The sequence below is a fragment of the Ochrobactrum sp. PL_is501 genome, assembly GCF_055816895.1.
In genome coordinates this window covers 1-13,963 of record NZ_JBVPGR010000014.1, presented here as the reverse complement: position 1 = coordinate 13,963, position 13,963 = coordinate 1, and the positions used below count along the sequence as shown (strand labels likewise).

The following is a 13,963-nucleotide window of genomic DNA, read 5'->3' as shown; positions in this document are numbered from 1 at the left end:
GTGCCTTCATTCTATCCAGGCGCCTGCTTGTTCAGGATTTGCTCGCCAAGCGCGCGATCACCTTCCGTCACGGAGGTGAGCCGTTTCAGCTTGCTGCCGAGCCAGCCATTGAGATCGTCCATGGCGGTGAACATGACCGGCACGAAGATCAGGCTGAGCGCCGTCGAAGCGATGAGGCCGCCGATGACGGCAATCGCCATAGTCGCGCGGAAGGCAGCGTCGCCGCCGACGCCTATGGCTGCCGGGACCATGCCCGCCACCATTGCAATGGTGGTCATGATGATCGGGCGAACGCGGGTAATGCCGGCCTTCAGCAGCGCGGAGCGGCGATCGAGACCCTCCCTGCGGCATTCGATGGCAAAATCCACCATCAGGATCGAGTTCTTGCAGACGATGCCCATCAGCATCAAAATGCCGATGACCGAAGAAAGATCGAGTGCCGCGCCGTAAATAAGGAGCGCCAGCGCCGCGCCGCCAATCGAAAGCGGCAGGGCGATCAGAATGGTGAGCGGCTGCAGGAAATCCTTGAACAGGAGCACCAGCACGGCAAGCACCATCAATATGCCCGTCAAAAGCGCGAGGCTGAAATTGACGAACATCTCGTTCATGGATTCGGCATCGCCATATTCGATCTGGCTAACGCCCGCCGGGAGATCCTTGTATGCGGGCAATTTCGTAATCGCCGCCATGGCGCTTCCCAGCGTGGCGCCATTGTTGAGATTGGCCTCAAGCTGGATCAGCCGCTTGCGGTCCAACCGCTCCAACCGGCTTTCGGCAGTGCCAAAAGAAATATCGGCCACCGAAGCGAGCGGCACCGCCTTTCCGGACGCCGTTCCCACCTTCAGACTGCGCAATATATCCAGATCGCTGCGAACGGTTCCTTCCAGGCGAACCCGTATCGGAATCTGCCGGTCGCCAAGATTGAACTGCGCCGAGTTGGAATCGGTCTCGCCAAGCGTGGCTATACGCGCAACCGTGCTGATCACTGCCGGCGAAACGCCGAGCCTGGCCGCTTCATCGAGGCGCGGCCTCACGTGCAATTCCGGTGCAGGCAGCGGCTCCGTCGAGACGACATTGGCCAGTTCCGGCAATTGCCGCATCTCCGCCTCAAGCTTGCGGGCAGCACGGGTGAGTTCCTCGCCATCGTTCCCGGCAAGCGTGACGGAAACTTCCTTGCCGCCGCTATCGTTCAGGAATGTGAACTGGATATCCGGCGTGGCGGTGAAGATTGGGCGAACCGCCGCCTCAAACGCCTTACGGCTCAAGCTTCGTTCCGAACGCGGCTTCAGTTTGATCAGGAGATCGAAATCGCTAATGCTGTCGCTGGTGGACGCCAATACATCCTTTACTTCAGGCCGCTCCAGCAATTGCCGAACGATCCGGTCGGAAACCCCGGCGGTTTCATTCAGTTGCGACCCAGGCGCCAGTTTGACATTTACCTGCGAGAGATTGGAGTCGCCTTCCGGCAGGAAGCCGGTGGGCAGCAAGGTCATCAGATAGATGGAGCCTGCGAAGATAGCCGCGACGAGCGCGAAGGTAGTCTTGCGGTGATCGAGCGTCCAGCCAAGAACGCCCAGATACCAGCGGCCCAGCCAGCTTTCCGTGGCATCATGGTGCGCCGCGCCCGCCGGCTGCAGCAGATAGGCCGCCATCAGCGGCGTCAATAGCCGCGCGACGGCCAGCGAGATCAGCACGGCGATGGCGACCGTCAGGCCGAACTGCTTGAAATATTGCCCGACCGCGCCGCCGATGAAACTGACCGGCGCGAAGATGGCGACGATGGTGAGCGTGGTCGCCACGACCGCGAGCCCGATCGCGTCGGAGGCTTCGAGCGCCGCAATATAGGGCCGTTTGCCCATATGCACGTGCCGCTCGATATTCTCGATTTCGACAATGGCGTCATCGACGAGAATGCCGATAACGAGCGTCAAGGCCAGGAGGCTGATGCTGTTGAGCGTGAAGCCCAGCATATGCATGGCGAAGAAGGTCGGCAGGATCGACAGAGGCATGGCGACGGCGGCGATCAGGGTCGCCCGCCAGTTCCACAGGAAAAGGAACACGACGACGACCGTCAGGATTGCACCCTCGATCAGGGCCGACATGGCATTATCATAGCTCTGGAGCGTGTACTCCACGGTGGAGATCAGCTCGATGAGCTTTAGTTCGGGATGCGCCTTCTGGATTTCCGCCAAACGAGCGGTGGCCGCATTGGCGACTGTCGTATCGCTATAACCCTTGGCGCGCGATATCGAGAAGCCGACCACCGGCTTGCCGTCCAGACGGGCAAAGCCGCGCGGCTCAGAAGGGCCATCTTCCAGCGTGGCGATCTCACGCAAAGGAATCCAGCGGCCGCCCGGCAGCGATATCGTCAGCCGCGCGAGGTCGTCCAGGGTTCTGGCGCTGGCGATGGTGCGAACCGACTGTTCCCGGTCACCAATATTACCGCGCCCGCTCGGCACATTGACGTTCAATTCGCGCAGCGCCGTGTTGATCTGGTCCGCCGAGACACCCAGCGCCTGCAGTCGGGCCGGCTTCAGGGAAACACGGATTTCCCGGTTGACGCCGCCCAACCGCTGCACCTTCTGGACGCCCGGAACGGTCAGCAGCTCGCGGGTGATCGCATCGTCCACGAACCATGACAGATCCACCGGGGATATCTGCGGCGCGGAGACCATGTAATAAAGGATAGCGCTGCCATCGACATCGACGCGCGAGATCACCGGCTCCTGGATCGATTGCGGCAGGTCGGAGCGGATCTGCGTCACCGCTTCGCGCACATCATTGGTCGCGCGATCGGGATCGATGCCGATCTTGAACTCGACCGTCGTCGTCGATACGCCATCCGCGATGCTCGAGCGGATATGCTTGACCCCGGCAATACCGGAAACCGCGCCTTCGACACGGCGGGTTACCTGCGTTTCCATCTCGGAAGGGGCCGCGCTCGGCTGCGTCACCGCCACCGTGACGATCGGGAAGGCCACATTGGGGTTGGCGTTGATCGGCAGCTTGGTGAAAGCGATCCAGCCAGCCAGTGTCAGCATGATGAAGAGAACGATGGTCGGAACCGGCTTGCGGATCGCCCAGGCGGAAATATTGCTGGTCAAAACGGTAACTTTCAGGGGGTCTGGACGTCGACGGGCGTGACAGGCTCGCCATCGCGAAGCAGCGGCCCTGCCTTCGCGACCACCCGCTCGCCGTCTCGCAGGCCGGAGCGGATTTCGACTTTGCCGTTCTGCCGCGCGCCAAGCTCGATGCTTCGCTTGACCGCCTTGCCGTCGACAACGACGAATACCGACGCATCGCGGGGTTGCGCGCCATGAAGAAGCGCGGAGTCGCTGACGAGGATCGCATTTCTATGCGCAACCTCGACCTCGGCTCTGCCGAAAGCCCCCGAAAAGAGCGCCTCCCCCTTCCCTTCGAGCGCAATATAGGCCGTGCCCAGTCGCGTTTCCCGTTCGATCCTGGGCGAGACGAGCCGGATGCGCCCCGGAACCACAGTACCGTCGGGCCGGGTGACGCGTGCCGCTTGTCCCACCTTCAGCAAAGGCAGCTCACTTTCCGGCACTTCCGCCGCAAGTTCGATTTCGCCATCGCGGATGAGACTGACAAGCGGCTCGCTGCCGGCAAGCGCACCGGCGCGCGCCTTGCGCTCCGATACGATCCCGGCGACAGACGCTTCGATGACGGCGCGGGCGCGCTCCCGTCTGGCTTCGGCCAGTTGCGCCTCGGCCTGCGTAAATTCGGCCTCCTCCGCCGCGACCGCCTGATGCGCCACATCGAGCGAGGATTGCCGGTCGTCATAATCTTTTTTGCTGATCGCTTTGGAAACGATCAGCCGCTTTGCCCGCTCGAAATTGGCCTTGGCCTGCACCAGCGTCGCCTGCTGCTGGGCAAGGGCGGCGCGGGCACGCGCCACGCGGCCTTCGTTTTCCCGGACCTGATTGTCGAGCTTGCCAGTATCGAGCCGGACGAGCACCTGCCCCTTTGACACCACATCTCCTGCCTCCACTTCAACGGAAGCAATCCGTTGATCCAGCAGCGACGTGCCGACTGCCACCTCCTCGCGCGGGACAAACAGACCGTTGAAGGACAATTTCCACGTGGCGGGTGCCTTGACGGCGGCAAAAACCGATACGGCGCGCGGCGCAGGCTCGGTTGGCGCGGCTGCGGCAGCCGCATTCCTCTCCGCCCGTGCGGCATGGACCGCGATGAAAGCCAGGGAACAGACGGCAAGCAGGAGGCCCGGGGGATACCTCATCTCTATATACCTTTAAAAGCTGACAAACCGCGAAATCGCGAAGCGGTGAACCGTGAAATTGTCCAGTTTCTGTCAAGAAAGTTTGTGCACCGCGCAAACTCCCGATTTCTCAAGCCCAGAAAGCCTCCTCCAGTTCTTCATCCATGACATTGCGGGGACAGCGCTGACCTTTGCACCGGCGCGCCCCGCGACACCCAATTTGCTTGCTCATATTTGCGCGAATAAAATCATAACAGTTGTTATGATGTCAATGCGCTTTCGTGTTGATGTTCCGTGATCGTCAGGGCTATGCTTTCCGCATGTCGATCAAGAATCAAAATGCTAGCCGGCCAGGGCGCGAAAAGTCCGCCAATTACGAAGCCAAGCGTGACGAGGTTGCGCGCGCCGCGCTGCTGGTCATTGCTCGCGACGGGCTTGAGCGGGCTTCCATGAGAGCGATCGCACAGGAAATCGGTTGTACGACCGGCGTGTTGACGCACTATTTTCGCGACAAGGACGCCCTTCTGGATTTTGCCCTTAAGTCGATCGTCAACGCACTTGAAGACGACGGGAACGAGGATCCATCAGTACGATCCCTCGATGCCTTCACGACTGAGGTGGCGAACACCCTTCCCCGCGATGCCGACAGCAAGCAGATGTGGCGAGTCTGGTTGAGTTTCACCGCAGCGGCCTTCAGCCGCCCGGAACATCATAAACGACACCACCTTCTCTACGAAGCAATTCGCGAGCATTGGGTGCAACGCTTCCTGCACCTTTCACAAGCGGATGCCTTCTCCGCACCGATCGATGTAAAAGAGGAAGCCGCCTTGCTGTTTTGTTTGATCGACGGGATTGGAGTGCAGTCCATTATCTCGCCGCGGCAATTTTCGGCCTCTCAGCAGCGCCATCTGATTTACGCGCACCTCGCGCGCCTTCCATGGAAAGTTTGAGTGTATTCTCATCGAAAAGGTCCAGAACTATGAGCCTACGAGAACAAGCATGGCCGGATCCCGCGTCGATCATCACGTTCGAAGATGGCGATCCCAGTGAAAATCCCTGGGTCAACGGAAAACCGAAGCGCGAAGAAATCGAGATCGAAGACTATAGCCCTCTCTGGCCCCAGCAGTACCAAATCTGCAAGGCGCAGATCACAGGAGCACTCGGGAAGACGGTACGGAACATCGAACACGTCGGATCGACGGCGGTGCCCGGACTTCCTGCCAAGCCGGTGATTGATATCGATTTGATCGTTTCCGATCCTGAGCGGGAAAACGAATATGTCCCTGCGCTCGAAGCACTCGGGTATATTCTGACGATCAGGGAACGCTCATGGTATCAGCACCGCATGTTGCGCCATGAAAATCCACGGGTAAATCTGCATGTATTCGGCCCCGCCTGCCCTGAACATATTCGGCATATTCTCTTTCGAGATTGGTTGCGGGAGCATCCAGCGGACAGGCAGCGATATGCCGAGGCGAAGCTGCGGGCAAAAGGCGGATCGTTCAACGCGGCCGTCTACAATGCAAGAAAGCAGGATACGGTGCGCGCAATTTATGATGAAATTTTCATGAACCGTGGCTGGATCGCATTGCAATTAAGCATCCTCAAAATCTGAAATGTTTTTCCGCAACTTGAAAGCAACCCCGAAACGCACAGGGGTTTCCTCGATAATCACAAAGCCGCACCGACGATAAAACCCCAGCACTTCGGGTGAGGCGATAACCATGAGGCTTGAGGCTCCATCTGCACGTGCTCGCTGCGTTGCCTCCTGAACCAGATACCGGCCGATACCTGCGCCACTGCGCTCAGGCTCCACGAACAAGGCCTCCAGTTCCATCTCGCTCGCTGATAGTCTGAGAACCACTGCAAAGCCGACAATCAGCCCATCCACTTCCGCTACTATCGTGTTGCCGTCCTCAATGTGAGAAACAGGCAGCTCGACAGCTTCCGGATGCTGTAGCAGCAGTTCGCGATAAGCGTCGTGTGTCAAAGACGCACGCCATTGCAAGTCAAGTAGAACGGGCTGCTCGCCTACAACAGCAGGCCGTGTGCTAATATTGGTCATTGTACCCGTCCCTTGATGTATAGCTGCGCTGTTTGCCAACATTACACTGACGCAGCCGCCGCGGTTATTGTAACGAAATCCGACCGGTATCAAACAGGTAGCCGAGGCAACCCGCAACGCTGTAAAAACCGGATCATCGACCAGTGAATGGAGTTCCTACGACAAAAAGGTGGCAACGTCCTGGGCAGCAATTTTGCCCAATCGAGGGGCGAGCATTATGCCAGGGTGGCCGACCACTGCATATACCCCTTCCACGCCAGGAAGAAATTGCTGAAACGGGAGCCCATTTTTCGTCATCGGACGAGATGCAGCAGCTATCGAAAGTAGTGAGATACGCGAATCTGACAACAGATCACCTATCAATTGGCCGGTCTCGGTCCCCAGATCGGCAAGTCCGTCTTCTCCGCGCTCTGGATAGTCTGCGGCAACGACGAGATTACCGTCGATGTCCGGACGTAGTTCCAGGTCCGCATTGCAGATCAGGTGCTTCAAGAGTTTTTCGTCCGTTTTAAACCGCAGCAAAACAGCTGGTTCATATTTAACGGGCAATTCCGGTTGGAAATCTTTTGCACAGGACAGCGTGGTCCCCGCACTGGCCAGCACTATAACATCGGCAGGAATTGAGCGCTTCGTTGTGCGGAGGGCGGCCACACGGCCGCCCCTTATCTCAATGGCTTGTGCGGTTTCTCCAAGATAGAGTTGCGCGCCATATTTAATCGACGCATGGACCAATTGGTTGGTCAATGCGATTGGGTCGACTGCAAAATCATCTGCAAACCACGCTGCCGCAACCGGTGGAGTTGAAATTCGCGGCTCCAACTGTTGAATGTGGCTTTGCGTAATCTGCTCAACCCGTGCCCCCATTGCCGGCTGCGACGCTATGAAATTCTCCGTTTCGTCGGCCGTCTCCAACCAGACCAAGGCGCCTTTTGCTGCTATCGGCAGCGCTCCGAGAGCTTGCTCCATACGCTGGAAATCATTCAAGGCATCCTTTTGCATCTCGAACCGTTGCCCATTGTGTGGTGGGAACGAGCTACCTGTACCTACCCAACCATACGAGGCGTGCGTCACTCCTGCAGCGAGCCCAGTATGCTGGTCTACAAGCGTTACACCTGCGCCAATACGAGCCAAGTGCCATGCGACAGAAGCGCCAATGATACCGCAGCCGACGACAACAACCCGTCTCGAACTTAACATTCTCATATCCTTTAAACTTCGGAATTAGCAGGCAATCCCCTTCTCCACTTCTATATTCCGGTTCTCAGCAAATTTGCATAGATGCTGTTGGCCTTAGCAAGTTCCTCATGGGTCCCCTGTTCAACCAGCTTGCCATCCTTCAGAACGAAGATGCGATCAGCATTGCGCACCGTTGACAGCCACACCACCAATTCAGCGTGAATGGTCCCGGCGGGAGGAAAGCGGCACAACATTGCCGACGGTCCGAGATGCGTTGTGTGGGCAGCGGTCACCGCAGACATGATAAACGTTTTCTTGCCCGCCGCCGCTCGCCTCGGTCGCCGCCGCTGCGGTGAGATAGCGCGCCGGTGTCGTGCCGAGCATCCTCCGGAACATGGCGATGAAGGCGCTCGGGCTTTCATATCCCAGATCAAGGGCGATATTCGTTACGGAATGGCCATCCGCCAACCGCTGAAGCGCGAGGCCGACATGCAATTGCTGCCGCCAGCGGCCGAACGACATGCCCGTCTCGCGCTGGAAGAGCCTCGTCAGGGTGCGATTGCTTGCGCCGACGCGCGCGCCCCATTCCTCCAGGTTCAATCGAAGCGACGGATGCTCGATCAGCGTCTCGACCAGCCTTTTCAATCTCCGGTCAGCGGGCATGGGAAGGCGCAGCGGCTCCACCGGCGCGTTCTCGAGCTCGTCCATCAACACTGACGCCAGCCGCTCCTCTCTTATATCGCCATCAGAGTAGCAATGCGGTTCGTTGACGAACCGCAGGATCAGTTCGCGCAAGAGAGGCTGGACGAAGAGAATGCCGCAATCGGCGCGCCGGCTGCCGCTATCGTCCGGCTCGATATAAAGATTGCCTAGAGAGACCTGCCCCGCCGCTCGCGCAAAATGCGTGACCCCACCCGGAATCCAGATGGCGCATTGCGGCGGTACGGTCCAGACTCCTTGCGCGGCCTCGACCGTGATGAGCCCCTCGATGACATATAGCAACTGGTCCTTGCGGTGCTTGTGCGGCTGCGTCTCCCCGGCAAAGGCCAGCTCGACTTTCAACCCGACGACCGGCCGCGCGATGGCGTCCGGATAGTTGAAAGGAGGAAGGATTGGATTGGTCATGAATACCTCGATGCCTGTGCCTCCCCTTAGCTCCTTTGCGACCATAGCACCAACCATTCGCACAAACCGGCCATTTTTTAGCGTGAAACGGCCATGCCTCAGGCGGGCCTCGGTGGCGTAAGCGGATTGGGCGGCGCCTGTTTGAGGGTGGCGGACAGGATGAGGGCAACGATCCCCACCCAGAAGACCAGATAGAATCCGTCCACATAGGACAGCACGGCGGACTCGCGTGCGACAAGGGCGGCGATGCCGGACACGCCGCTCGCGGCGGCACGCTGGACGACAACAGGCTGCCCGGCTTCCACGCCTGCCTTCAGCATCATGCTGTGAACATCCGTCGAGAAACGCAGCACGACCGGAATGATGCCTCCCGCAATCCCCGGCGCAAAGATGCGTGCCAGCGGAGCATAGAAGCCGATGGCGATGCCATGCGCCGGGTTCATGTTGACGACGATGATCGGGATGATCCCCATCAGCGTCAGGCACTCCCCCGTCGCAAACAGAACGAGGGCGGGCACATATTGATCGGTCCGCCATTCATTGTTGATGCTCGATCCGCACCAGCCAGCGGTGAAGACGATGATGCCGAGGCCCGCTATCAGGATGAGCCGCGCATCCACGCGCCGGACGAGCCACACCGCGACTGGGGTCATCACCAGATAGGTGGCGAAGACGATGAAGGATGCGCTGCCGGTCTGGAGCGGCTTCAATTTGCCGATTGCCGCTAGGAAGCCCGGTATCAGCGTCGATGTCGGCACCATCAGGAAGGCGTAGAGGCAAGCTATCAGCAGGGCGGTGCGGACATTGTGGTTTCCGAGCGCACTGAAATCGATGAACGCATCGTTGCTGAAGGCGATATGGGCTATCGATATTGCCAGCAGCAGGGAACCGGCTATGAAAAAAGCCGTCACGGCGCCGGAATCGAACCACCCGAGCGTTTCGCCGAGCGAGCATCCCGCAAACAACATCGCCAGGGCGAGGCAGAATATCGCCATGCCGCCCCAGTCGCTGCCGCGCAATCTGGCGTAGTCTACCGGCGTGAGCGGTATCCCTTTCCATGCCACCCCTGCGATCAGCGGCCCGGCGATCGACGCGGTCCAGTAGATCCATCGCCAGTCGATCACGTCGACGTAAAAGCCTGACATGCCCACACCCACATCCGTTCCGAAGGAAGCGCGCAGACTATAGACCGCCATCGCCAGCAGCCAATATTGCGGTTTCAGGCTGCGTAGCGCCAGCGATATCGTCAGCGGGAGATAGGTTCCCAGACACAAGCCCATGATGACATGCAGTAAAACGAGCGGGCCATAGCTGTGCACAAAAGGTATTGCGAGGGCCGCCAATGCAATTGCGAGGCTCGGCACGATGAGGACGCGCGCCGGTCCGAATATGAGCGAAAGCCAGACCGTGATCGGCATCGTCAGGAACTGCGCCGCGTTCATCGCGGTGCTCAGCCAGGCACCCTCGATGACATCCAGACCGAACTGCCCCCTGAGGTCTGCGAGCGACATCGTGAAAAGCCGCCCCTGCAGAGTGGTAAGGAATGCGCCCATGAACACAACCGCCACCGTCAAGGCAGGGCACGGCGTTTGAGCCGGGCGCAGGAGGCTGCTGACAGGCAGGGATTCAATGCGCGGCATTGGCGTAGGTCTCTTTCACCGTGCCGAGCCGTTGGCGGGAATAGACCGCCACCTTCGCACCCTCTGTATCGATCCGGGTTTCGGCGGACATGCCGGGCCGCAGCAGGGCGATATCCGCTTGTTCCGGGTCCAGTTCGATACGCACAGGGATACGCTGAACGACTTTGGTGAAATTGCCGGTCGCGTTGTCGGTGGGGATGAGCGAGGATTCATTGCCGCTCATCGGCGCGATCTCATCGACGCGCCCGCGAAAATGAAATCCGGGAAGCGCATCGACCGTGACATTTACCGGTTGGCCGGCGCGCACGTTTTTGAGCTGCGTTTCCTTGTAATTGGCGATGACATAGGCGCGAGCGAGCGGCACTATTGGAACGATCTGCGTCCCCGGTGACACGAGGCTTCCGATTTGAACGCCGCGTCGTCCAAGCACGCCGTCGAAAGGCGCCATGATCCGGGTATAGCCCAGTTCCAGTCTGGCGGAGGCCAGCGAAGCCGATGCCGCATCGCGATCCGCAATGCGCTGGGCGCGTTCTCCCGCCAGCGTATCCAGCTGCCTTTGCGCCAGCGTCAGGGCGGCGGCTGCCGCATCGCGTGAGGCTGTTGCTGCGATAAGATCAGCCTTGGCATCATCGACGGACTTCTGCGAGACGATCCCATTCTGAACCAGCTGCGCCTTGCGGTCATAATCCTGCCGGGACTGCTTCAGCCGCGCCTCAGCGCTGTGAAGCGACGCCTCTGCCTGCGCAATGGTGGCGCGCTGCTGTGCTTCCTCGTTGCGCAGATTGTCGAGGACCGCCTGCGCCTTGGCAAGCGACGCTTCCGCCGCTCTTACCTTGACCGCATAATCGTCGCTCCCGATTTCCGCGATGATATCTCCAGCCTTGACCGTCTGGTAGTCCGTGACGGGAAGACCGCGAACATAGCCGCTGACGCGCGCGCTCAGCACCGCAGGCTCGGATTTGACGAAGGCGTTCTGTGTCGACTGGATGGTCCGGCTGCTCGTCCACGCATCCCAGCTTGCAACCGTGTAGGCAATCCCGCCTAGGGCAAGGGCACAGGCCAGCCACGGTGCCAGTTGGAGCGGCCATGCGCTGCGGACGGGTGGTGATGACGGCGTCGATGATTGGGGAGCATTTGCTGCGGGACCTGACATAACTCAACAACTCGACTCTATTGTTCACTGCGACAGGTCTTCCCATGCCAGCCGCCTCCCCGCGCCCGCGAAAAGGACAGGAAATCGTGCAAACAGGCCAAGTTGACCGACCGCGCCGGCCTGCAAAGCCGTCGGAAATGCGCACGTGGTCGGCGCCGATACTCCGCTGCTATGAATTTCTTTCCGAGAGCAATCCTTTCACCAGATCCACAACATGCTGCAATCCCGCATCCCTTGTCCGCCGCCTGTGCCATGCAAGATGCAGGGCGAAACCCGGCACAGCGATCGGTGGCGGCAAAATGGTGAGGCCGTCGGCAAGTTGGGCAACACGCGAGGGCAGCATTGCGATCATGTCAGAGCCGCGCAGCAGTTCAGCCACCATTCCGAATGACGGAACCACCAAACCGACACGCCGCGACCGCCCGATCCGGGCAAATTCCATATCCAGCGGGCTGCGTCCTTCACCCCTGCCTGAAACCAGAATGTGTGGAAAATCCAGCCATCGGTCGAGATTGAAACCATCCACCGCCGGATGGCCCTCGCGAAGCGCAACGACGTAGTGCTCGTTCAGCAAAGTATCGCGATGGATGTCGTCATCTTCACCCGGAAGGACGGAAATGGCGAGGTCGATTGCGCCGTCGATCAATGCAGTCCGTGCGGCCTCTGCTCCTTTCCAGGGCAGGATCACCAGATCTATGCCGGGCGCCGACCGCTGCAAAGCGCGCTGAAGCGGCGACAGCACGAAGAGCGCCGGATAATCCGCCATCGAAAGACGCAAGGTCTGGCGAATCTCCTTGAGCGGAAGCACCGGCGGATCGACGAGTTCCGTGATCCCGGCAAGCAGAGATTTGAGCGGAGCGCGAAGAGATTCCGCCTTGGCCGTCCGCCGCATCGTTCCGCGCCCGCGTTCGAAAAGTTCATCCCCGAACAACTGGCGGCATCGCTGCAAGGCAGCTGAAGCGGCGGGCTGCGACAGTCCAACCCGGTTGGCGGCGCGGCCGACATGGGCCTCATCCAGCAGCGCATCAAGGATGACAAGAAGGTTCAGGTCGACCGATCTTAAATTCATGTCATGGATAATAAGATAGACAATATATCGATTGGAATGATTTCCCGACTTCCGGCATCGTCTCTCCAACAGAAATATTGGAGTTGGTGATGACCAAAACCCTTGTGCTTCTTTTCCATCCGGATCTAGCCCGTTCCAAAGCCAACGCCGCACTTGCCAGGAGGGCGGCAGCGCTGCCCGACGTCGAGGTGGTCGGTATGCAGGAGACCTATCCCGAAGGAGTGGACATGGTCCGTGACGGCGAGCGTGAGGCAGCGCGGTTGCTCGAAGCGGACCGGATCGTCCTGCAGTTCCCAGTTCAATGGTATTCGACGCCGCCTCTTCTGAAAGCCTGGCAGGATGCGGTGCTCACGCGCATGTTCTATATGGCTTATGAGGCGGAGGGGCGTCGCCTTGAAGGTACACCGCTGATGATAGCGGCAACCGCCGGCAACACGGCCGAAGCATATCGGCGCGGCGGAGCCAACATGTTTGAGATATCAGACATATTCACGCCCCTGCGCGCCACGGCGCACCGATGCGGACTGATCTGGACCGAGCCGTTCGTCCTATACCGGGCCGACAAGCTGTCTGCCGATGAGATCAAGATCGCCAGCGAAAACTACACCGCCACTCTCACGAATTGGATCGCTAATTCCGGTTCGAAGAAAGTATGAACGATGACAAAGGGACATGACACGTTGACCGACCTGCACCTCGGTACGCCTCCCTGGTTTTTCCTGTCGGCGCGGCTGCTTCCATTGGGCATTGTCAGTCAATTCCTGAGTGCGGGAGCGGCGCTTTTCAGCGGAGCGTGGGATTGGGAGATACACAAGGCAATCGGAGGGGCCTTGTCCTTGCCGATAATGGTCCTATGCGCTGGTGCCTTTGCTGTGCCGCGCTTGCGTGGATTCAACTGGTGGGCCGGCTTGGTCTTCACCCTCTATATCATTCAGTTCGCATTGGCGGCGGGAGCGACCCCGCTACCGCTCGCATTTCATCCGTTCAACGGAACGCTCTTGCTGATGGCCAGCTTGGTTCTGCTCGCCAAAGTCGAGCGTCGCGCGAGAAAGAGCAATACGTAGCGGTGCAGGAAGAGAGCTTCACTTTGCGTCGGTCGAGCTAAAGTTCCAAGCCGCGCTGCCCCAACCGCCATTAAACCGTTCCGCCCTGCATGATACCCGTCGCCTCACGACCGAGCTGGCGGTCGATGACAGGCCGCCACGGGACAAGAGTAAACTCGTGCGCTTTTTCCACGACCGTAAACTTGCCGCTCGACGGCTGCACGGCGCCGGAACATTTCCCACTGACGGTTTCGCTGTCCATGGCGGCGCGGAATGGCAGAGCCTTGCTTGCTGCCATCTCTTCTCCAACGCGAGCAACAGCGCACTCGTCAAGAAGGAAATGCGCCAGATTCGGGAGATCGTCGGCACCGATCCGGACGCCGAAAAACTGATGCAGGTGGCGCTGGAGGCCGCGCAGTACCGCGTGGTGCTGAAGTGGCCGTTGCGAGCCGAAC

12 protein-coding genes and 2 pseudogenes are annotated in these 13,963 nt (G+C 59.6%); 5 read left to right on the top strand and 9 right to left on the bottom strand.

Annotation, left to right across the window (positions count from 1 at the left end; translation table 11 throughout):
- Positions 1-11: 11 nt before the first annotated feature.
- Positions 12-3,104 carry an efflux RND transporter permease subunit gene (locus AC0TOF_RS00495; RefSeq protein WP_473766797.1) on the bottom strand — a complete coding sequence of 1,031 codons (3,093 nt, stop codon included), beginning with the start codon at positions 3,102-3,104 and terminating at the stop codon, positions 12-14.
- A gap of 11 nt (positions 3,105-3,115) precedes the next feature.
- Positions 3,116-4,258, bottom strand: coding sequence for an efflux RND transporter periplasmic adaptor subunit (locus AC0TOF_RS00490; protein WP_473766796.1), 1,143 nt, complete (start codon positions 4,256-4,258; stop codon positions 3,116-3,118).
- A 266-nt stretch (positions 4,259-4,524) separates the two neighbouring features.
- On the opposite strand from AC0TOF_RS00490, the gene AC0TOF_RS00485 reads away from it, so the two are divergent.
- Both AC0TOF_RS00485 and AC0TOF_RS00480 read left to right on the top strand, forming a co-directional pair.
- Positions 4,525-5,187: a TetR/AcrR family transcriptional regulator gene (locus AC0TOF_RS00485; RefSeq protein WP_473766795.1), complete on the top strand. Its 663-nt coding sequence runs from the start codon at positions 4,525-4,527 to the stop codon at positions 5,185-5,187.
- Positions 5,188-5,216: 29 nt separating this feature from the next.
- On the top strand, positions 5,217-5,852 hold the full coding sequence (locus AC0TOF_RS00480) for a GrpB family protein (RefSeq protein WP_473766794.1): 636 nt from the start codon (positions 5,217-5,219) through the stop codon (positions 5,850-5,852).
- Here AC0TOF_RS00480 and AC0TOF_RS00475 read toward each other — a convergent pair.
- The 6 genes from AC0TOF_RS00475 to AC0TOF_RS00450 all read right to left on the bottom strand — a co-directional run bounded on the left by AC0TOF_RS00475 (position 5,832) and on the right by AC0TOF_RS00450 (position 12,465).
- Positions 5,832-6,302, bottom strand: a complete 471-nt coding sequence (locus AC0TOF_RS00475) for a GNAT family N-acetyltransferase (protein WP_473766793.1) — start codon at positions 6,300-6,302, stop codon at positions 5,832-5,834. The two genes, AC0TOF_RS00480 and AC0TOF_RS00475, sit on opposite strands and share 21 nt — an antisense overlap.
- A gap of 156 nt (positions 6,303-6,458) precedes the next feature.
- Positions 6,459-7,499: an NAD(P)/FAD-dependent oxidoreductase gene (locus tag AC0TOF_RS00470; RefSeq protein WP_473766792.1), complete on the bottom strand. Its 1,041-nt coding sequence runs from the start codon at positions 7,497-7,499 to the stop codon at positions 6,459-6,461.
- A gap of 192 nt (positions 7,500-7,691) precedes the next feature.
- Positions 7,692-8,603 carry an AraC family transcriptional regulator gene (locus AC0TOF_RS00465; protein ID WP_473766791.1) on the bottom strand — a complete coding sequence of 304 codons (912 nt, stop codon included), beginning with the start codon at positions 8,601-8,603 and terminating at the stop codon, positions 7,692-7,694.
- Between the two features lie 98 nt (positions 8,604-8,701).
- Positions 8,702-10,243 (bottom strand): MFS transporter, encoded by a 1,542-nt coding sequence (locus tag AC0TOF_RS00460; protein ID WP_473766790.1) that lies wholly within the window; start codon positions 10,241-10,243, stop codon positions 8,702-8,704.
- Entirely contained in the window at positions 10,230-11,396 is a 1,167-nt protein-coding gene (locus tag AC0TOF_RS00455) for an HlyD family secretion protein (RefSeq protein WP_473766789.1), read from the bottom strand. Before AC0TOF_RS00455 ends, AC0TOF_RS00460 begins: the two co-directional genes overlap by 14 nt.
- 169 nt (positions 11,397-11,565) lie before the next feature.
- Positions 11,566-12,465: a LysR family transcriptional regulator gene (locus AC0TOF_RS00450; RefSeq protein ID WP_473766788.1), complete on the bottom strand. Its 900-nt coding sequence runs from the start codon at positions 12,463-12,465 to the stop codon at positions 11,566-11,568.
- 89 nt (positions 12,466-12,554) lie between these two features.
- Here AC0TOF_RS00450 and AC0TOF_RS00445 point away from each other — a divergent pair, with 89 nt between their 5' ends.
- Together AC0TOF_RS00445 and AC0TOF_RS00440 are read left to right on the top strand one after the other, a co-directional pair.
- Positions 12,555-13,121, top strand: coding sequence for an NAD(P)H-dependent oxidoreductase (locus AC0TOF_RS00445; protein WP_473766787.1), 567 nt, complete (start codon positions 12,555-12,557; stop codon positions 13,119-13,121).
- A gap of 3 nt (positions 13,122-13,124) precedes the next feature.
- A complete protein-coding gene (locus AC0TOF_RS00440) occupies positions 13,125-13,529 on the top strand; it encodes a DUF6220 domain-containing protein (protein WP_122002194.1) in 405 nt (134 codons plus the stop codon).
- A gap of 70 nt (positions 13,530-13,599) precedes the next feature.
- Here the strand turns inward: AC0TOF_RS00440 and AC0TOF_RS00435 are convergent.
- Positions 13,600-13,842: pseudogene (locus AC0TOF_RS00435) on the bottom strand (DUF3363 domain-containing protein); the annotation flags it as partial.
- Between AC0TOF_RS00435 and AC0TOF_RS00430 the strand changes: the two are divergent.
- Positions 13,825-13,963: pseudogene (locus tag AC0TOF_RS00430) on the top strand (class I SAM-dependent methyltransferase); the annotation flags it as partial. The pseudogenes AC0TOF_RS00435 and AC0TOF_RS00430 overlap by 18 nt on opposite strands.